This window comes from Serratia sp. CY56464, assembly GCF_052168435.1.
GTDB classification, from domain to species: Bacteria; Pseudomonadota; Gammaproteobacteria; order Enterobacterales; family Enterobacteriaceae; genus Serratia; species Serratia marcescens.
Genome location: NZ_JBJNMV010000001.1, coordinates 431,305 through 450,694 on the forward strand (window position 1 = coordinate 431,305; position 19,390 = coordinate 450,694).

The window sequence follows — 19,390 nt, forward strand, 5'->3', positions numbered from 1 at the left end:
ACGCAGGCAAACGCTAACACCTTAAAAATAATCATTTTCCGGGAGCCTCTGCGGATGAGAAAAAAAACGTTATTGCTGTGCCTGCCCTTGTTATTCACCGGGAACGCGCTGGCGGACGCCGGCGGTTATCAACTGGAACAGGTGCTGGTGATGAGCCGCCATAACCTGCGCGCGCCGCTGGCCAACAACGGCAGCGTGCTGGCGCAGTCCACGCCGAAGGCCTGGCCGGCCTGGGAAACGCCGGGCGGCCAGTTGACCACCAAGGGCGGGGTGCTGGAAGTGTATATGGGGCACTATTTCAACGCCTGGCTGAAGCAGACCGGCCTGTTGCCGCAAGAGGGCTGCCCGACCGCCGGCAGCGTGTACGTCTACGCCAACAGCCTGCAGCGCACGGTGGCCACCGCGCAGTTCTTCAGCAACGGCGCGTTCCCCGGCTGCGACGTCAGCGTGCACCATCAGGACAAGATGGGCGAGATGGATCCGACCTTCAACCCGATCATCACCGATACCAGCGAAGCCTTCAACCAGCAGGCGCTGGCGGCGATGAATGCCGCGCTGGGATCGCTGAAGTTGGACGCCTCTTATCAGCAGTTGGCGAAGATCATCGACTACAAGGATTCCGCCGCCTGCAAGACCGACAAACACTGCGACCTGACCAAAGAAGCCAGCGTGATGAGCGCGGTGCCGGGCAAAGAGCCGGGCGTCTCCGGCCCGCTGCGGGTGGGCAACTCGCTGGTGGACGCCTTTATGCTGCAGTATTACGAAGGTTTCCCGATGAAAGAGGTGGCCTGGGGCAAAATCGTCACCCCGCAGCAGTGGAAGCAGCTGGCGCAGTTGAAAGACGGCTATCAGGATTCGCTGTTCACCTCGCCGGTGGTGGCGCAGAACGTCGCCAAACCGCTGCTGACCTACATCAACAACGCGCTGCTCGGCGAGCGCAAACCGGACGCGCCGAAGCTGACGGTGCTGGTCGGCCACGACTCCAATATCGCCTCGCTGCTGTCGGCCATGCAGTTCCAGCCGTATCAGCTGCCGCAGCAGTACGAGAAAACGCCGATAGGCGGCAAACTGGTGTTCCAGCGCTGGCGCGACGCGCAGAACAGCCGTGAATTGCTGAAGATTGAGTACGTCTATCAGTCGACCGAACAGCTGCGCAAGGCGACGCCGCTGACGCTGCAAACCCCGCCGCAGCGCGTGACGCTGGCGCTGAAAGGCTGCCCGATCGACAAAGACGGTTTCTGCGCCTGGAGCGATTTCGAAAAGACCATGAAAGGCATCTTGTAATGCCCAGCCTCTCTCCCGACCGCGGGGGAGAGGCCTCTCCCCATCCCGGCTAACGTGCCGCCGTACGAGCCTTAACGTCATTTATTTTGCCCAGGGTCATTGTTGCAGGCGGTTTCGGGGGCTAACATCATCAGCCTGCCTGCTTATCATGGATACTGCCGTTGCCCACTTTTATCCGCAATATCGAATTTTTCACGCCGGACGGCTATCCGGGCCAGGTGGCGCGCTGCCAGTTTGCGCTGGCGGAGTATCGCGACGAGAGTTTTCCCGAGGCGGGCTTTGCGCTGCCGGACCATCTGGCGCGCGCGGTGCCGAAACGCCGCGCGGAGTATCTGGCCGGGCGTGTGCTGGCGCGACAGCTGCTGGCGCCGCTCGGTTTCGCCGACTTCACCCTGGCGCGCGGCGAAGATCGCGCGCCGCAGTGGCCGCCGGGCATCGCCGGGGCGCTGAGCCATAATTCGGATACCGCGCTGTGCGCCGTACACCGCGAGAGCGGGCTGGGCGGCGTTGGGTTGGATGTGGAGACGCTGCTCTCCGACGTGCGGGCGGAGGAGCTGTGGGGGGCGATCGTTTCGGCGGGGGAGCGCGAGGCGTTGCTGCGCGAAACGCTGCCGTTCAACGAGCTGCTGACGCTGACGTTTTCCGCCAAAGAGAGCCTGTTCAAGGCGCTTTATCCGCAGGTGCGTTGTTACTTCGATTTTCTCGATGCGCGCATGGTCGCCGTGGATACGCAGCGGCAGACGTTCGTATTAGCGTTGCTTAAGACCTTGACGCCAAATTGCCCCGCCGGCCGCCGGTTCAGCGGGCATTTTTGGCGTGAAGGTGACGACGTCACGACCTTTATTTTTTGCTAAAATACAATAATAACAGTGTGTTATTTCTTGCTGCGCCGTAACGTGGATTTGCCGCAGCGAGCGGAAAGATTCATTCATCGGAGATTGACCCTCGGTGGGGAATCGGTGTAATTTATCCTCCTTTTACAGCTAATGATAATTATTCGCATAAACATTATCATTGGTGAGGCGCAACAAAGGAGTGGTCTGTGGCGACACTGACGACAGAAAACCAAACCTTCCCCGGGTTTGCGTACGCCGAACAATCGACCTTTTTGTACCGGTCCGAATTCCGTTCCCTCTCCGCCAGCGGCGTGTCCGAACGGATTGAGACGCCGGCGTTCGGCGGCGAGCAGGAAGGCAGCGCGCTGGCGCAGCATATTCGCCAGGCGCTGGCGCGAGCCAACGCCGCCGGCCAGGAGACGCCGGTGGTGGTGGGCGCCATTCCGTTCGACACGCGCCGGCCTTCCTGCCTATATGTGCCTGAAAGTTATGAGTTTGTCGCCAACGACAGCTTTACCCGCGCCGCGCGCCCGATGCTGCAACAGCCGCATCGCCTGGCCGCCTGCACCAGCATTCCGGACGAGCCGCGCTTCAAGCACGCGGTGGCGGAAGCGGTCAGCCGCTTTAAACAAGGCAAGCTGGACAAGGCGGTGCTGTCGCGCATCCTCGACATCGAGCTGGAGCAGCCGGTGGCGGGCCACCAGATCCTCAATAACCTGATGGTGCAGAACCCGACCGGTTACCACTTTTCCCTGCCACTGGCCGATGGCGGCGTGTTGATCGGCGCTAGCCCGGAACTGCTGATCCGCAAGCAGGGCGGCGAGATCCACACCAACCCGCTGGCGGGCTCGGCGCGCCGTCAGGACGATCCGCAGCAGGATCGCCTCGGCAGCGAGCGCCTGATGCGCTCGACCAAAGACAAATACGAACACAAGCTGGTGATCGACGACATCCGTCGGCACCTGGCGCCGCTGTGCGCCAGCCTGAGCGTGCCCAGCGGCCCGTCGCTGCTCAGTACCGGCACCATGTGGCATTTGTCCACCCGCATTCGCGGCGAGCTGCTGAACCCGAATCTCAACGTGATGCAGCTGGCCTGCCTGCTGCATCCGACGCCGGCGCTGTGCGGTTTCCCGACCGAGAGCGCCCGCCAGCTGATCGCCGATCTGGAGCCGCACGATCGCGGCCTGTTCAGCGGCATCGTCGGCTGGTGCGACGCCAACGGCGACGGCGAGTGGGCGATCGTCATCCGCAGCGGCCTGCTGCGCGGCAACCGGGTGCGGCTGTTCGCCGGCGCGGGGATCGTCGCCGCCTCGACGCCGCAGTCCGAGTGGCTGGAAACCGCCGCCAAACTGGGCACCATGCTCAACGCTTTCGGCCTGAACAGCGGTGCGCTGTAGGGCCACTTTGCGGCGCAGCGCGCGCCGCATCCTATCCTTTTCGCAGGAGACAATGATGAACAACAACATGACCCGGCTGTGCGCCCGGATGGCGGTGCGCGCATGAGCATTCAGATGGATTTCACCGGCAAACGCGTGTGGGTGACCGGCGCGGCGCGCGGCATCGGCGAGCAGATCGCCCGGCATTTTTTGACGCAGGGCGCCGAGGTGGTGGGGTTTGACCGCGAGTTCGCCAACCCGGATTTGCCTTACCCTTGCGTGACGCTGGACATCAGCCGGCCGGAGCAGGTGGAGGCGGTGTGCCGCCAACAGCTGGCGGAAAACCCGCAACTGGACGTGTTGGTCAACGCCGCCGGCATTCTGCGCATGGGCAATACCGAAGATCTGAGCGTGGATGACTGGCACCAGTGCATCAACGTCAACGCCTCGGGGGCGTTTTACCTGTTCCGCGCCGTGCTGCCGCACTTCAAGGCGCAGCGCAGCGGGGCGATCGTCAGCATCGGTTCCAACGCCGCGCACGTACCGCGCGCGCAGATGGCGGCCTACTGCGCCTCCAAGGCGGCGCTGACCAGCCTGAACCACTGCGTGGGGTTGGAGATGGCGCCGTTCGGCGTGCGGTGCAATCTGGTGTCGCCGGGCTCGACCGACACGCCGATGCAGCGCGGCATGTGGCAGACCGATGATGCGCAGCAACGCACCATCGCCGGCTTCCCCGAGATGTTCAAGTTGGGGATCCCGCTGGGCAAAATCGCTCGCCCGGACGAGATCGCCAACGCGGTGTTGTTCCTGGCCTCCGACTTGGCCAGCCACATCACCATGCAGGACATCGTGATCGACGGCGGCGCGACGCTGGCCGCCTGAGTCAGACCCGCTGGCGGCGCAGCAGGTGCCGCGCGCCTTCCGCCGCCAGCAGCAGCACCGCCAGCCAGATCGCCAGATAGGTCGGCCATTCGCTTTGGCCGATGCTTTCGCCGAGCAGCAGCGCGACGATCACCAGCAGCACCGGTTCCACATAGCTCAGCAGGCCGAACAGGCTGAACGGCAGCAGGCGGCTGGCGAGGATGTAACACACCAATGCCACGGCGCTGATGACGCCGAGCAGCGGAATGCGCCAATACAGCTCGGCATTGATCGGCAGCGCCGCCGCGCCGCCGTCGCCGAAGGCGAACCAGGCCGCCGCCGGCAGCATCAGCGCCAGCTCGCACCACAGCCCGCCGAGATTGTCGGTGCCGAAACGCCGCCGCAAAATAAAGTAGAGCGGATAACCCAGCGCCACCACCAGCGTCGGCCACGACACGCCGCCCGCCTGATACAGCTCATTGCCTACCCCCACCATGGCGCATGCCACCGCCAGCTTTTGCAGCAGCGACAGCCGGTCGCGGTAGATCAAACGGCCCGCCAGCACCATGGTCAGCGGCAGCAGAAAATAGCCGAGCGACACGTCGAGCGCCTTGCCGTGCAGCGGCGCCCACAGGAACAGCCACAGCTGCACCCCCAGCAGCGCCGAGGTGAGCAGCAGGCCCAGCAGACGCGGCGGCCGTTGGCCGATCCCGACCAGCGTGTCGCTCACCTTGCGCCAATCGCCGGACAGCGCCATGAACAGCGTCAGGAACGGCAGCGTCAGCAGCGTGCGCCAGCCGTAGACCTGTTCGCCGTTCAGCGGGGTGAGGGTAGAGGTGAAGTAATACATCGCGCCGAACAAGATGGAGGCGACGACCGAAAGAGTGATGCCCTTAATCACACGCATTCCTGGTGAGTGATTGATTTTATGGCGGCTACTGTAGAGAAATTTGCCGCCAACGACAATGGCGCCGCCGGGCGCTGGACAATCGGCGGCGGCGGGTTACAATGGATACTGTGTATTCATACAGGCTTTGGCGATGACAATCGATCTTTTTGAAGACGCGCTGCCGCCGCCGTGGCGCGAAGAGATCGCCCCCGGCGCGGTGGTGATGCACGGCTTTGTGCGCGATCACGGGCCGGCACTGCTGGCGGCGGTGCAGGGCGTGGTGGCCCAGGTGCCGTGGCGGCATTTGACCACCCCCGGCGGGCACGTGATGTCGGTGGCGATGAGCTGGTGCGGCAACGGCTGGACCAGCGACAGCCGGGGCTACCGCTATTCGGAACGCGACGCGCGCAGCGGCAAACGCTGGCCGGCCATTCCGCCGATCCTGATGGCGCTGGCGGACGAAGCTGCGCAGCAGGCGGGCTTCGGCCCCTTCGTGCCGGATTCCTGTCTGATGAACCGTTACGATCCGGGCAGCAAGCTGTCGCTGCATCAGGATAAAGACGAACACGACTTCGGCGCGCCGATCGTCTCGGTGTCGCTCGGGCTGCCGGCGGTGTTTCAGTTCGGCGGCCTGCAACGCAGCGACCGGGCGCGGCGCATTCCGCTGGCGCACGGCGATGTGGTGGTGTGGGGCGGCCCATCGCGGCTCTGTTTTCACGGCATCCTGCCGGTCAAGGAAGGCTATCACTCGCTGGTGGGGCCGCACCGCATCAACATCACGCTACGCAAGGCGCTTTAACTGCGGCTCCTGCGCCAGGCAGGCGACGAGATAGTCGATAAACACCCGCAGTTTGGGCGGCAGATACTGGTTGGGCGCATAGAGCAGCCACAGGCCGCCGTGATAGCTGCTGAGGAAATCCCATTCTGGCAACACCTGCACGATCTCGCCCTCGTCGAGCGCCTGGCGGGCGGTAAAGTACGGCAGGCTGCCGATGCCGATATGCCGTTTCACCGCGTCCAGCCGCACGCCGGTGTGGTTGGCGGCGTAGCGGCCGCGCACGCTGACCGTCACCGTTTTGCCGCTGCGGCGGAATTTCCATTGCGCGTCGCTCGGCGTTTCTCCCAGATAGATGCAGCTGTGCGCCGCCAGATCGTGCGGGTGCAGCGGCGTGCCGTGTTGCGCCAGGTAGTGCGGCGTGGCGCACAGCAGATGGTCTATTCTCATCAACTGGCGGCCGACCAACCCGGGCGACGGGCGATCGGTAATGCGCAGCGCCAGATCGACCCGATCGTCGATCAAATCCATGTAACGATCTTCCAGCCGCAGCCTCACGTCCACCTTCGGGTAGCGGCGCAGGAACTCCGGCATGTGCGGATGCAGCACGAAGCGGCCCACCGCTTTGGGTACGCTGACGCTGATCAGCCCTTCGGGCTCCGCGGCGCCGCGCCCGCCGATCGCCATGACCGCGTCGGCCGCCGCCAGCAGGGTGCGGCAGTGCGCAAACGCCTCTTCGCCGCTTTCGCTCAGCCGCAGTTTGCGGGTGGTGCGGTGCAGCAGCTGCAGCGCCAGCGCCTGCTCGAGCTTCGCCACGCTGCGGCTGACGGCGGAAGGCGAAGCGCCCAGCTTGCGGGCGGCGGCGGAAAAACTGCCGCTCTCTACCACCTGAACGAAAACGGCCATTTCGGCCAACAGCGCGTAAGAAAGATTTGTGCTCATGACGCAAAGGTCCATTGTGATGGCGGCGGATTATGCTCCGATTATGACATGAATATAATGGCTCTTCGAACCGAGGAGAAAAATGATGACCGAACGACGTTATTACTACAGCGACGATTTACAGGGCCAGGCGCAGGTGTTGAGCTGTGCGCCGGCCGAGGCGGGCGCTTACGCCGTGGAGCTGGACGCCACGCTGTTCCACCCGCAGGGCGGCGGCCAGCCGTCCGATGTGGGTTCGTTAGGCGGCGTCACCGTGCTGCGGGTGCAGCAGCAGGGGGATACCGTGGTGCACTTTACCGCCGCGCCGCTGCCGAACGGGCCGGTTACGATGCAAATCGATGAAGCGCAGCGCCGGCTGCACGCCCGCTGGCACTCCGCTGGGCATCTGATCGGCTGGTTGGGCGAAACCCGGGGCTGGCGGCCGGTCAAGGCGCACCATTGGCCGGGGGAAGGGCGCATCACTTTCGCGCCGGGGCCGGATGCGCAGACGATAGAAGCGGATTTTTTGCAGGCGGAGCTGGCGCGCTTGATCGCCGCCGATCTGCCGCGCCGCCAGCAGGCGGTGGACGGTTTGCGCTAGGTCGGTTTCGGCGAGTTGCCCGCCTACGGCTGTGGCGGCACCCATGTCGCCGCGCTGGGCGAGGTGGGCGCGATCGCGATTACCGGCCTAAAGATGAAGAAAGGGCAGTTGAACGTGCAATATGAGCTGGGTTGAATGAGGGGGGCGGCTCAGCGCCCGGCCTGCCGCAGCTGGGTGCAGAACGCGCATTGGCATCCCGCTACCGGCACCGCCGCGCAACTGCCGATGCTCACCGGCTGGGCGTCCATGGCGTGAAAGCCGTAAAACAGATTCTCGATGTTTTGTTCCGCCGCCCGCGCCTGCTCCGGGCGCGGTTCGGGCACTTTCGACTGAAACGCTGCGGCCTTGCCGGCCAGCAGGCTGAGAAACAACAGCGACAGCTGGATTTTCATCGTCGTCTTCCCTTTACTTGTTTTTTGATACGTTATAACAAAACCAAGGCGCCGCCAAGCGCCGCGCTCGCGCTCGGCGCCCGCCAGCGCGTGAGCCGGTGCGGTGAACGCCCGCGTTTAATCCGCCTTTCTATTTGATTTCATTGAAATTGATGAAATAGTCAGATGCCATCATCCGGGGCATGACAGGGCAGCCAATATTCTAAATACTTAATCGAAGAGGCGCTCGGGGCAGGAGAAGCGCTTTGGGATCGCGCTTTTGCACGGCGCGCCCGCCGTTTTGGCATGGACTGCATTTTTTCAGTGTCGTGGAATGTAAAATGGATTTTTGTAACCGGATTTCCGTGTGTTTATTGACGTTTAATTCATCGCGCTTGCTGCGTGACGTGTTGCAACCTGTGGCGGCGTTCGCCGATGAAATCATCGTGGTGGATTCGGGCAGTACTGACGGCACGTTGGCCATTTGCGACGACTTCAATATCAAGCCTCTTTATCACCCGTTTGAAACCCATGGCCGGCAAATGAATTACGCCATATCCTGCGCGCGGCATGACTGGGTTTTGTGCCTGGACAGCGATGAGATCATGGATGATGAAGCGGTCGACGCGATGCGGCTTTTCAAGCGCACCCCAGGCCCTGACAAAAACAACGCCTATCGCATTCGTCGCGATTGGTTTGTGTTGGGACAGGCGGTCAGAACGCTTTATCCCGTCTCGTCACCGGATTACCCCATTCGCTTTTTTCATCGCCAGGTGGTGAAGTTCAATGATGCGCCGGTAGATGATGCGGCGGAAGGGGGCGCATCCACCTTGATACTGGCCGGGCACGTTAAACACGACACTTTTTTCTCAATCGAGGAAGTGTTTGCCAAGCTGAACAGCTATACGGCGCGCGTGGTGAAATACAAGGCGATAAGGCCATCGATTCTCCGAGGGGTGATTAGCGCCATCGGCGCATTTTTCAAGTGGTACATTTTCAGCGGCGCCTGGAAAGCGGGCCGGGTCGGGGCCGTGACCGGCGTTTACGCGGTGTCCTACAGCTTTTTGAAGTATTTCAAGGCGTGGTACCACAGATAGCCGAAGGCGGGGGGCGAACCGCCTTCATCTCCTTGTTTAAACGCTGTCTTCAGCGATCAGCACCTCAGTGATATCAATGCGATGCAGCAGCTTTCTCTGTTTCTCATGGCTGATTTTCTTCATGCGGCGCAGCCGGTACAGCTCTTCTCTTTCCGCGTGCAACGAGGCTAAGTACAGCTGCTTTTCCAGCCGCTTCAGCGCCACGATATTCTTAACGTCTTCTTTGGTCAGAATTTTACGTTGCAGCACGTCCAGCATCCGCCGCGTCGTTTCTTCAATCAGCTCCGGCGTGGCGTCGTCCGGCGGGGCGACGAGCAGCTTTTCTTTGGTTTCGTTGACGGCCTTGGTCGCCGCGCTCGCCAAGGCTTCTGAAACGGAGAAAGCCTCTTCCTGATCTTCTTCCGGCGGCAGATTGCCGCGCAACAGGAAGGGCAGCGTGACGATGCCGACGACGATCGACAGCAGGATGACCCCCGAGGCGATAAACACCAGTTGATACCGGCCCGGGAATGGCGAACCATCCAATAAAAACAGCGGAATTGACAGCACGCCCGCCAGGGTCACCGCCCCTCGCACCCCGGCAAAGGCGGCGACGAACAGATCGCGCGTGCTGAATTTCGAAAATAACAACGGATCTTTGCGCATCAGGGTCGCGCTGCCGACCTTCATCAGCCACAGCCAAATCAAACGCACGGCGATCAAACTAAAATAGATGATCACCACGTAAGCCAGCAGCGTCTCCAGGCTGATGGAATGATCGATACCGGTTTGCGCCACGGTGAAGTTCAAGATGCCCGGCAGCTGCAGCCCAAGCAGAATAAACACCATGCCGTTAAACACGAACTCGAGCATTTCCCAAATATTATTGGTGCGTAAACGCACCAGCGGCATGCTGCGATTCACTTTGGATTGGCCAATCATCATGCCGGCGCTGACGGCGGCCAGGATGCCGGATACGCCGATTCTTTCCGCAATCAGATAGCAGGAAAAGGGCAGTAACAGCGAGAAAATAATCTGAGTGGCGGAATCGTTATACATCCATTTATGGATGAACTTAACCATTTGATTATAGAGAAAAACAATAATGATGCCGCACAGCACCCCACCAATCGATACCTGCAGAAAGGTCAGAAAGGCACTCTCCAGGGTAAACGCCATCGCGCCGAGCGCGACAGCGATGGAGAAGTTGAGGGAAACCAACCCGGAGGCGTCGTTCATCAACGCCTCCCCTTCGATCACGCTCATCACGGGTTTGGGCATGCGTCCTTTACCGACGATGCCGGACAGCGCCACGGCGTCCGTTGGCGACAGAACGGCGGCCAGGGCGAACGCGGCGGCGAGGGGGATTGACGGGAGCAGGAAGTGAATCAGATAACCCACCCCGACGACCGTGATGATCACCAGCACCAGGGCCAGACAAAGGATTTCTCTGCCGTAATGGATGAACTCTTGCGCCGGCGTTTTCCAACCGTCGGCGAACAGCAGCGGGGGAATAAACAGCATCAAGAAAAGCTCGGGATTGAAGTCGATATGCAACCCAAACTGCGGCCAGGCCAACACGGCGCCAACGATGATTTGCATCAGCGGAAGCGGGATCTGGAAGGGCAAGATGCGCGTCACGACGCCGGACAACGAGACGGTGAGCAATAAGATCAATATGGTGAAGAATGTTTCCATCGTGAACCTTTTGTGGATTTAATTTTTCTCGCCGTTATCAAACGGTTTTTCTGCATGCCGCCCCTCAGGCGGGCTCGTCGGCCAAGGCTGAACAGCGGCCACGGCGGCCGCTGTCGATAAAGAAAGCGCAGTTGAGCAAGGCCGGTCTTCGCCCCGTTTGCCTGTGGGATGGCGCAGTCAAACGGGGCAACGGGTTAAGGCAGCGCAAACGCCATCACGTAATCGCCGGTTTCTGTCGAATGCGCGGCGCCGCCGACCACAATAACGATGTATTGCTTGCCGGTTTTAGGCGAAACGTAGCTCATTGGCGTCGCGCTCGCGCCGACCGGCAGCGCATATTTCCAGACTTCTTTGCCGGTGCTGCTGTCGTAGGCGCGCAGATAATAGTCCTGGAAGCCGGCGAAGAAGACCAGGCCGCCGGCGGTCGTCATGGTGCCCGCGTAGGTGGGCATGCCAACCGGCATCGGCAGGTGCGATCTGATGCCCAGTGGCCCCATTTTTTCGGCGGTGCCGGCCGGTATCTGCCAGGCGATCTTTTTGTTTTTGTAATCGACGGCGGTGATCGTGCCGTAAGGGGGTTGGTTGCAAGGCACTTCGAGCGGCGACATCCACATCAACGTGATCATGCCGTATGGCGTGCCGATCATGGGGGAAGGCCCGTGGCCATCGATCACTTTTTGCGGGTACTGTTTCGCGACGCGTTCATAGCTGTCGCGCGCCACTAACCAAAACACGTTCGGAATGCGCACATCGTTCATGTAAGCCATATGGTTCACAGGATCAATCGACATGCTCCCCCAGTTGAGTCCGCCTAAATTGCCGGGCTGCTCAAGCGTTGGGCGGGTGCCGATCGGGGTCATGTCGCCCTGGTAATTCATCTGTTTGAACAGGATGCGGCAGGCCATCTGGTCAAACAGGGTGGTGCCCCACATTTTTTCTTCGGTCAGGCGTTCGGCGCCAATGGTCGGCATGCCGACGGAGAACGGCTGGGTTGGCGAGAGGCGCTCTTCCTCTGCGGCGCCTTGGGTCGGCACGGCTTTCTCTTCAACCTGCGCCAGCGGTTTGCCGGTCTCCCGGTTCAGGTAGAAAATCTGCCCCCGTTTGGTGCCGAGCAAAAGGGCGGGCACCGGGCGATGTTGCTCATCAAAACCGTCCACCAGCGCGGGTTGGGATGCGAGGTCATAATCCCAGATGTCGTGATGCGTGGTTTGGAACTTCCAGCGCTCACGGCCTGTTTCAATATCAATGGCGACCAGGGCAGAGTTGTACTCATCCGAATTTTCCGGGCGATTCATGCCGTAATAGTCGGGCGTTGCATTGCCAAGCGGCGCATACAACAAGCCTAATTTGTCGTCATAGGCGGCGGTGGTCCACATATTCGGCGTACCGCGCGTATAGGTGCTTCCGGCCGGCGGAGCCTTGGTGATGCCCGGGTTGCCTAAGTCCCACGCCCAGTCCAATTCGCCGGTTTTGGCGTCGAACGCCCTGATGACGCCGGAAGGCTCGCCTTTCATCACGTTATCGATAACCCAGCCGCCGACGATAATCTTCCCTCTGGCGATGGTCGGCGCCGAGGTTTGGAAGTAATAACCCGGTTTCACTTCCCCCATATGCTGACCGAGATTCACCTCACCGTTTTGACCGAAGGCGGGACATTTCTGGCCCGTTTTGGCATCCAGCGCAATGAGGCGGGCATCGATCGTGGTGTGAACGATCGCTTTCTCGCACAGAGCGCCTGGCGCAACATCCTCATTTTTGTAGTAGCCAAGCCCGCGGCAGCGTTGCCAAACGGGGGAGGTGGAATGCGAGTCAAATTTCCAGCGCGCTTTACCCGTATCGGCATCGATAGCGGTGATAAGACCGTTGGGCGTACAGCTATACACCAAATCATCGATCGCGAGCGGGGTATTTTGGTCCACGCCCGGCCGGAAATCGCCGGTGCGATAAACCCAGGCGAGTTTCAGGTCTTTGACGGTTGAACGGTTCACCTGATTGAACGGCGCGTAGCGCGTTCCTTCCGTCGTGCGGCCATAGGCGCTCCAATCGGCTGGCGCATTGTCGCTTTTGCTCTCGATAAACGTCACGTCGCCAGAAGGGGTAATTTCGCCATGGGGAAAGAAGGCGCCGATAAAGAAAGCGACAAATGTCACGGATAATACCGAACCGGCGATGTAAGCCTGCTTTTGACTCTTGGCGCTGTGCAGGTACGAGGGAAGTAAAAACGCGGCGATAATAGAGAGGCCGGCGGGCACCAGCAGGCGAGGGAACAATGCCCAGTAGTTAAGCCCCGACTCCCAAAGCGCCCACGGCACCGTCATCAAAAACAGCAGGCCGGTTAAGTAACAAGCTGATTTGCTGCGCTTGAGGACCAGCACTGCGGCGGCGATGTAGCCTATCCCGGTAATGGCATAGTAGAACGATCCGCCGAGGGCGATAAGCCAAACTCCCCCCACGGTTAACGCGACGCCAGAAAAAACCAGCAAGCAAAAGAACGTAATTATAGCGGTTCTCTTACCAAACGATGTTCTAATCATATGTTTTCCTTTGACTTTTAAATCCACATTGGATCACCATCCCATCGCTGCCAACGCGTGAAAATGCCGGCGCGAAAGGCAAGGCATTTCCCGCCTTGAGACTTTTTATTCTTTAACGCTTTAGGGGCATTGAGTTGTCGTTTTGATATCCATTTCAACAGTGGCCATTGCGGTTTGGATCAGTCGCCGGACCAAGATAAGGGGATTTTATTGGGCGATGACAGAACGCGCGCGATAAAAATAACCATCAATGTTTTTATTTAATACCGGGTTGTAACCGTTTCGCAGAGATACGGTTTTGGGTATGTTGGGCAATCCGATATTCTATTGCAGTGATAAACGCATCGAATGAAAGAGCCTCTCTGGACTAATTATTTAGAGTGATGATGAATGCGGAATCGCTTTTAATCACGAGGTTGCGTAGAGGTTTACCCTGCGTTGAGTTCAGAGTGAAACGTCATTCTTTATCAAGCCGGTGTCGGTAGAAGCGGCGAAAAAAATGATTTAATGCCATTCTTTCTCCATCGACATAGACAATATAACCTTTCCCGCGTTCGCCGACGGTGACTTTTTCAACATTAACATTAGGATAGTGTTTTTTTAGGTTTTTAGACCATAATTGAATACTCATAACTCTATTTTCCTGACGCGCTTTATTCTTGTTTAAGGCATATTGATAGCACCCGTAAAAATAAGTCTCGTGGAAATAAAATATCGTCACTATCTGGGGATGTCTACAAGCGTGCGGGCGGGATAAAGCGAAAAATGTCGGCTGCGCTCAGGCGAGAGATTTAGAAAAAACGAAATAAAAACAATAAGTTATCCAATCGACCGCACAAAAAGTAAATATGGGTAACGTATTGATATTTAAGGTTTTGGTACGTAAGTCATATCGGAGAGAACGCTTGACGGATAAGCGGTTATTCCTTGTGGGAGCGAGAAGATCCCATCTTGGCGCGATTTTCAGGGAGATGTTAATGTGTTTTCCAATTAGATAAGTCTTAAAGTTGGTGCTTTTTGGCGAGTGGATAATGCGTGGTTTTGAGCCTAAACTCATCATAATTATAAATCATTACCATTTTTAATAAATAGCAACGCCGATCGTGACAGGGTTACCGCTCTGGCCCTGGCGCTACCTCTTTCTCTCTGTGTTTGATCGGGAAGACAATGGGGATATAGGTCTTCATCTCTATTCTATCGCCGCCTTTGGGGGTGATAATTTCAATGAGAAAGCGATCGATCATGCCAACTTTATTTATCGGGAATGATTTGGTGTAGATGCTTTGCGTGAATTTTTGCGCCTCATCGCTTGCGCCATCAAAACTGAACTCTGCAAAAAGTTGCATGTCTTTTTTTCCCTGGGCGTCGGCCAGGGAGGCAAGCACGTTGCCAAGACAGTCTTCTTCAGAAATATAGAGGGTCTTCAAATAGATGCTGACGTAATTCTCTTTCCTGATGCTCGCGCCAAAATTGAAAAAATTAATCACGCCGCTATCCGTTTTTTTCATGTTATCAATTGCCGCCAATCGCAGCGCGGAAACCGCAGGATGGAAGTGATATATCTCTGCATCAACGCCATCCCCTGAATCGTCGAAAAATTTTGGCAGGTGCACATAGCGATGCTCGGGAATGCCGTCGAGAAACAGCAATGGGATGGCGGAGGACACGTCCCACGATTTACTTTTTCGATACTGCATCGGCGAGGTTCTGAATTGCTTGCGAAAGGCCCGTTCAAAGGATTGATATGACTGAAAGTTCAGCGCTTTAACGATATCGGAAATAGAGAGGTTCGTCGCTTTCAACATAAATGCGGCGCGAATGAGTTTTCTGCCCCTCACATAGCTTCCGAAAGTCATCCCTGTTTCATCTTTAAACGCTTTTTGGATATGCCCGCGTGAATATCCGCTTTTTTCTGACAGCATCTCAACGGTAAGCTTCTCATTGAACCCACTTTCTTCCACCCAGGCGAGCAGCTCCTCAATGACTTTGGTTATAAACATGCAGGAGCTCCCTTTTAGTTATCTGCCTAATGGTTGCGTTGGGGAAAATAACGCGATATCGGTATTCAGCGATAAGCCCCAATTCATCCGATCTTTTAGGCAATATCCTGAGTATAGAACGCGTGCAATATTAACGCGGTAAATTAAAAAAAATGTACTTAAAAGTGTCATTTATCAAATAGCAGCGTATGGCGAAGAAGTAGAAAGTGTATGGATACATTTTAAGTATATTAATTTGTTGATTTTTATTAATTTATATGAATGAACCAAGCTGATGGGAGCACAATTTTTGCTCATTGATAGATAAAAACACTATATGGCTGCCAATTTATTGACAGTAACATCTTTTCGAATCGAAATAATTAACTATTCTATGTTTAAGAGTAGGGGGGAAGCGGAAAATAGGCCCGGCAGGGGATTGTGAAATTAAATAATGGTTAATTCAAGGGGGTATCAAGGATAATGACATTCAGGGAGGAATATGGGGGGGTACTTTCGCGAAAAATAGTGATTGCTATTTATCTTCTGGCTGTGGCCTGCGTTTTTCTGTCTTGGCGCTCGTGGTTTATCAGCGTTTTTCCACACGACTTCTTTGCGAATCTCATCTTGTGCGAGAGGTGAATCGGCATCTTTCACCCTGGAAATGATTTTTGTGCAACGTGATACGTGGATATATTTGAACGGGTATGGGAATGCCATTCTTCGAAAGAAAGCAAGTCGGACAGCTTTTGATTCTGCAAGAAGAGGGATGCATTCAATAATAAAAATAGCAAGATGACAGGCTTTACTATGGATTGTTCTAACAAGTTCAGACGCAATATTTTAGATGAGATAATCGCTATCATTGAAAAAGCCATTGATACACAAAGCCATGTATCAATAAGGGCGTTATCCATTAAGTCAGGGTATTCCATCGGGCATTTACAACGGATGTTCTATTTGTATGAAGGGATGAAGATAGGGACCTATATCAGAAAGCGCAGACTAAGCCGCTCGACGTTATTGCTGAAATGTACCGATATGAAGATCTATGAAATCGCGTTGCTCTCTGGATTTAGTTCTCAGCAATCATTTAGCCGTGCGTTTTCAAATCAGTTCGGTTGCCCGCCGAGAACATTCAGAACCCTGCGCGATTGGCCTTTTCTCAATTACCAACCGATTATTGGCTTCGATAAAGAGCCTTTCCCCAGCAGCATCGTGTACTTGAATTTGCATGAGTATTACGAGAAAAAAAGGATCGTGCAACTGCTTTCGCCAGTAATCAGCCGGGGGCAGATGAAGGTAAACGTAAAGAATCCAATAACCTGTAGCCTGTACAACGCATCGGCAAAGTACATTGCGATCAGGCGAAAAGAAAAAAAGATGAGTGAAAACGAGTTCATCCTATCGCTCTATGAGGGGGTGTTGGCTTCTCTGGATATCTTCATCACGCAAAGCGTAATCTTTAAAATCCACGATCACTGTCCAGGTGAAAAGGAAAACGTCAGCATGTGGTATTTCATCCCGATAAAATGAGCTTTGTTTATCGCACGCGGCAGAGGGTTGCCTGATTACAACGGAAAGCTTTGGTTATGCCATCGATATTTTGATGGCGTCCACCTGTCAACGCCCCATAAGCCTGCTTCAACCAACGGAACGGTTGGCGAGGAAGAAAAAAAACCGACCGCGAGGGTCGGTAAGCATGGGGTATTCAATAGGTATGACAACACTACAATTAAATAATAGCGCGCGTTGGGGGGGTTATTTACCGAAAAGTGTTATCTCACGGAACAATAGACCCGGCGTGCGCGCATCCTCTCTGGCAATAAGACGGGGGGCCTGCGCAACGCAGGCGTCATAAAATGAAGATAAAAAAAGCCGGCGATTAACGCCGGCCAATGAAACATCGACAATCTCTCTGAGATGCACGACCCCTATACGGGAAATAAGGTCATGCAGTTCCTATGTAACCCTACCTGGCGCGCTTTTGTTTACCAAAAAGCGATATTTTTTGGCCGGTGAGACGGAGAAATAAAAAAGCCGGTCATGACGACCGGCGAATGCGAAAATAACAGGGTAACGTTAATTGAAAGTGCACATAAAATGATAGCGAATTAATCCTAGCACTGACATCGGCGGTATATTTTACCTAAAAATGTCTTTGCGGCATTGGCCTTACCGCTCGGTTCCGGCGGCGGTATGGGGTTGCGTGGAGAGGCGAAAGGGCGGCCGATGCTGCTCCCCCTCGAAGCCAGGCTAAGATCCCCGCGGCCAGACCGCCTCGCGCACGGCGATCGCTCTGGGCAGCAGCCCGAGGGCGTAGAAGCGGTCGGCGATGCTTTGCTGCTGACGGATCACCTGTAAATCCATGGCGCGAACCTCATGGCTGCGGCGCGACAGCGCGAGTTCCAGTGAGGCGCTCGCCAGCCCCAGTTCGTTGGAAAGGTGACGAGCGGCTTCTCTTGGCTGCGCGGCGATGTAACGGCCGGTGTGCTGCAGCGCCTGCATCAGCGGCCGCAACAGATCGTCCGAACGCTCGGCGAAGCCGCGGCGCGCCAGGTAGAATTGCTGATTGAGCACCCGCTGGGTGCCGTCGGCGATCACGCGCAGTTCCCCGTTGCGCTGCGCGTCGCTGAGCAGCGGATCCCACATCATCCAGGCGTCCACCGCCTGCAGGTCGGTCGCCGACAGCGGATACTTCGGCGGCGCGTAGACGATACGCACGTCGTTCAACGTCAATCCCTGTTCGTCCAGCATCTGCAGCAATAAATAGTGCACGTTGGAGCCTTTGTTAAGCGCGATGCGTTTGCCGCGCAGATCGGCGGCGCTGCGTATCGGGCTGTCTTGCGGCACCACCATCGCCACGCTCTGCGGCGCCGGCGGCTCAAAACCGACGTACACCAGCGCATTGCCCTGTGCCTGGGCGAAGATCGGCGGCACTTCGCCGGTGGTGCCGAAGTCTATCTCATCGCCGTCGAGCGCGTGCAGCAGCTGCGGCCCGGCGGGAAACTCGCTCCACAACACGCTGATGCGCTGTGTGGCGAAGAGCTGTTCCAGGCTTTGCCGCGCCTTGAGCACCCCGAGGTTGCCGAACTTTTGATAGCCGATGCGCAGTTCGCGTTCGGGCAGAGACGCTGCGGCGATGGCCGGTGAATGTGCGGGTGCGCCGGCGCTGCGACGGCGCGGTTTGATCAGACCAAGATGTGCCAAATGGGTGCGCAGGGTATTGCGGCTGACGCCGAGCAACGACGCCGCTTGCAGCTGGTTGCCGCCGCTGCGTTCGAAGGCGTTGCGCACCAGCGCATCCAGCACCCGTTGGTAAAGCTGTGCGCTGTCGCCTTGCAACTGCCGCTGCACAAAGCGGTCGATGGCGTCGTCGCCGCCGTCGTTATCCGTCAGGCGATGGGTGAGCTGCAGTTGCTGCGGTGCGATCGCCCCCTCCTGGCTCAGCAAGACCGCATTATGCAGCGTGTTCTCCAGCTCGCGCACGTTGCCAGGCCAAGGGTAGTCCAGCAGCGCCTGCTGCGCTTCCTCCGTCAACCGCGGCAGTGGCCGTTCCAAACGGCGGGCGTACAGCGCAAGAAAATGTCTGGCCAGCACCGGAATATCGTCCGGCCGCTGGCGCAAGGGCGGTAACGTCACCGCCGCCACGTTCAGGCGGTAATAGAGATCTTCACGGAACCGCCGTTGGCGAATCGCGCCGGCCAGATCGACGTGGGTGGCGGCGATGACCCGCACATCGATCTTCAGCGGTTTGCGCGAACCGACGCGGGTGATCTCCCGCTCTTGCAGCACGCGCAGCAGCTTGACCTGCAGCGACAGGTTCAGCTCGCCGATCTCGTCCAGCAGCAGGGTGCCGCCTTCCGCCGCTTCGAACCAGCCCTGATGAGTGCCGACGGCGCCGGTGAAGGCGCCTTTCTCATGGCCGAACAGTTCGGCTTCCGCCAGGCTTTCCGTCAGCGCGCCGCAGTTGACCGCCAGGAAAGGTTGATGGCGGCGCGCGCTGTGGTGGTGCAGATAGCGCGCCACCACTTCTTTGCCGGTGCCGGTTTCACCGACGATCAGCACGGTGGCATCGGTGGGAGCCAGCCGATCGAGCACGCTTTGCAGAGCGAGCGACGCCGGATCGATCAGCACCGGCTTGTCGGCGGCGAACGGTTGGGGATCGTACATGGGCGTCTCCTGTCTA

15 protein-coding genes and 1 pseudogene are annotated in these 19,390 nt (G+C 57.6%); 8 read left to right on the top strand and 8 right to left on the bottom strand.

All coding sequences use genetic code 11. The features are described from left to right. Positions 1-54: 54 nt before the first annotated feature. The 4 genes from agp (at position 55) to dhbA (ending at position 4,378) form a co-directional block, all read left to right on the top strand. Complete coding sequence (gene agp, locus ACJ8KE_RS02060; protein WP_016927090.1) at positions 55-1,284, top strand: bifunctional glucose-1-phosphatase/inositol phosphatase; 1,230 nt, start codon at positions 55-57, stop codon at positions 1,282-1,284. A gap of 161 nt (positions 1,285-1,445) precedes the next feature. Then, positions 1,446-2,138 (top strand): 4'-phosphopantetheinyl transferase family protein, encoded by a 693-nt coding sequence (locus ACJ8KE_RS02065; protein ID WP_016927091.1) that lies wholly within the window; start codon positions 1,446-1,448, stop codon positions 2,136-2,138. A gap of 188 nt (positions 2,139-2,326) precedes the next feature. Beyond that, a complete protein-coding gene (locus tag ACJ8KE_RS02070; protein WP_016927092.1) occupies positions 2,327-3,517 on the top strand; it encodes an isochorismate synthase in 1,191 nt (396 codons plus the stop codon). 102 nt (positions 3,518-3,619) lie between these two features. Beyond that, positions 3,620-4,378 (top strand): 2,3-dihydro-2,3-dihydroxybenzoate dehydrogenase, encoded by a 759-nt coding sequence (gene dhbA, locus ACJ8KE_RS02075; protein WP_025303452.1) that lies wholly within the window; start codon positions 3,620-3,622, stop codon positions 4,376-4,378. Position 4,379: 1 nt separating this feature from the next. Here the strand turns inward: dhbA and rarD are convergent, their stop codons facing one another. After that, complete coding sequence (gene rarD / locus ACJ8KE_RS02080) at positions 4,380-5,258, bottom strand: EamA family transporter RarD (protein WP_079449914.1); 879 nt, start codon at positions 5,256-5,258, stop codon at positions 4,380-4,382. A 139-nt stretch (positions 5,259-5,397) separates the two neighbouring features. Here rarD and alkB point away from each other — a divergent pair, with 139 nt between their 5' ends. Further along, positions 5,398-6,045, top strand: coding sequence for a DNA oxidative demethylase AlkB (gene alkB, locus ACJ8KE_RS02085; protein ID WP_016927095.1), 648 nt, complete (start codon positions 5,398-5,400; stop codon positions 6,043-6,045). On the opposite strand, the gene ACJ8KE_RS02090 is transcribed toward alkB, so the two are convergent. Beyond that, positions 6,028-6,963, bottom strand: a complete 936-nt coding sequence (locus ACJ8KE_RS02090) for a LysR family transcriptional regulator (RefSeq protein ID WP_079449913.1) — start codon at positions 6,961-6,963, stop codon at positions 6,028-6,030. The two genes, alkB and ACJ8KE_RS02090, sit on opposite strands and share 18 nt — an antisense overlap. A gap of 85 nt (positions 6,964-7,048) precedes the next feature. Between ACJ8KE_RS02090 and ACJ8KE_RS02095 the strand changes: the two are divergent. Then, positions 7,049-7,678 (top strand): annotated as a pseudogene (locus ACJ8KE_RS02095) (alanyl-tRNA editing protein). Positions 7,679-7,692: 14 nt separating this feature from the next. Here ACJ8KE_RS02095 and ACJ8KE_RS02100 read toward each other — a convergent pair. After that, positions 7,693-7,935 carry a hypothetical protein gene (locus ACJ8KE_RS02100; protein ID WP_016927098.1) on the bottom strand — a complete coding sequence of 81 codons (243 nt, stop codon included), beginning with the start codon at positions 7,933-7,935 and terminating at the stop codon, positions 7,693-7,695. 320 nt (positions 7,936-8,255) lie between these two features. Here ACJ8KE_RS02100 and ACJ8KE_RS02105 point away from each other — a divergent pair, with 320 nt between their 5' ends. Continuing rightward, positions 8,256-9,011 (top strand): glycosyltransferase family 2 protein, encoded by a 756-nt coding sequence (locus ACJ8KE_RS02105; RefSeq protein WP_016927099.1) that lies wholly within the window; start codon positions 8,256-8,258, stop codon positions 9,009-9,011. 36 nt (positions 9,012-9,047) lie between these two features. Here ACJ8KE_RS02105 and ACJ8KE_RS02110 read toward each other — a convergent pair whose 3' ends face one another. From ACJ8KE_RS02110 to ACJ8KE_RS02125, 4 genes are all read right to left on the bottom strand, one after another. After that, a complete protein-coding gene (locus ACJ8KE_RS02110; RefSeq protein ID WP_016927100.1) occupies positions 9,048-10,688 on the bottom strand; it encodes a Na+/H+ antiporter in 1,641 nt (546 codons plus the stop codon). 194 nt (positions 10,689-10,882) lie between these two features. Then, on the bottom strand, positions 10,883-13,222 hold the full coding sequence (locus tag ACJ8KE_RS02115) for a membrane-bound PQQ-dependent dehydrogenase, glucose/quinate/shikimate family (RefSeq protein ID WP_274984980.1): 2,340 nt from the start codon (positions 13,220-13,222) through the stop codon (positions 10,883-10,885). Between the two features lie 457 nt (positions 13,223-13,679). Further along, on the bottom strand, positions 13,680-13,853 hold the full coding sequence (locus ACJ8KE_RS02120; protein ID WP_153297017.1) for a hypothetical protein: 174 nt from the start codon (positions 13,851-13,853) through the stop codon (positions 13,680-13,682). A 481-nt stretch (positions 13,854-14,334) separates the two neighbouring features. Next, positions 14,335-15,222 (bottom strand): helix-turn-helix domain-containing protein, encoded by an 888-nt coding sequence (locus tag ACJ8KE_RS02125; protein WP_079449911.1) that lies wholly within the window; start codon positions 15,220-15,222, stop codon positions 14,335-14,337. Between the two features lie 774 nt (positions 15,223-15,996). Here ACJ8KE_RS02125 and ACJ8KE_RS02130 point away from each other — a divergent pair. Further along, positions 15,997-16,737 (top strand): helix-turn-helix domain-containing protein, encoded by a 741-nt coding sequence (locus ACJ8KE_RS02130; protein ID WP_233504947.1) that lies wholly within the window; start codon positions 15,997-15,999, stop codon positions 16,735-16,737. A gap of 720 nt (positions 16,738-17,457) precedes the next feature. Here the strand turns inward: ACJ8KE_RS02130 and ACJ8KE_RS02135 are convergent. Beyond that, positions 17,458-19,374 carry an aliphatic sulfonate ABC transporter substrate-binding protein gene (locus ACJ8KE_RS02135; protein ID WP_123867431.1) on the bottom strand — a complete coding sequence of 639 codons (1,917 nt, stop codon included), beginning with the start codon at positions 19,372-19,374 and terminating at the stop codon, positions 17,458-17,460. Positions 19,375-19,390: the final 16 nt, after the last annotated feature.

Coding starts and splice junctions, on each gene's coding strand:
- agp (WP_016927090.1), top strand. CDS start 55: ATGAGAAAAAAAACGTTATTGCTGTGCCTGCCCTTGTTATTCACCGGG.
- dhbA (WP_025303452.1), top strand. CDS start 3,620: ATGAGCATTCAGATGGATTTCACCGGCAAACGCGTGTGGGTGACCGGC.
- alkB (WP_016927095.1), top strand. CDS start 5,398: ATGACAATCGATCTTTTTGAAGACGCGCTGCCGCCGCCGTGGCGCGAA.
- ACJ8KE_RS02090 (WP_079449913.1), bottom strand. CDS start 6,963: ATGAGCACAAATCTTTCTTACGCGCTGTTGGCCGAAATGGCCGTTTTC.
- ACJ8KE_RS02100 (WP_016927098.1), bottom strand. CDS start 7,935: ATGAAAATCCAGCTGTCGCTGTTGTTTCTCAGCCTGCTGGCCGGCAAG.
- ACJ8KE_RS02105 (WP_016927099.1), top strand. CDS start 8,256: ATGGATTTTTGTAACCGGATTTCCGTGTGTTTATTGACGTTTAATTCA.
- ACJ8KE_RS02110 (WP_016927100.1), bottom strand. CDS start 10,688: ATGGAAACATTCTTCACCATATTGATCTTATTGCTCACCGTCTCGTTG.
- ACJ8KE_RS02115 (WP_274984980.1), bottom strand. CDS start 13,222: ATGATTAGAACATCGTTTGGTAAGAGAACCGCTATAATTACGTTCTTT.
- ACJ8KE_RS02120 (WP_153297017.1), bottom strand. CDS start 13,853: ATGAGTATTCAATTATGGTCTAAAAACCTAAAAAAACACTATCCTAAT.
- ACJ8KE_RS02125 (WP_079449911.1), bottom strand. CDS start 15,222: ATGTTTATAACCAAAGTCATTGAGGAGCTGCTCGCCTGGGTGGAAGAA.
- ACJ8KE_RS02130 (WP_233504947.1), top strand. CDS start 15,997: ATGACAGGCTTTACTATGGATTGTTCTAACAAGTTCAGACGCAATATT.
- ACJ8KE_RS02135 (WP_123867431.1), bottom strand. CDS start 19,374: ATGTACGATCCCCAACCGTTCGCCGCCGACAAGCCGGTGCTGATCGAT.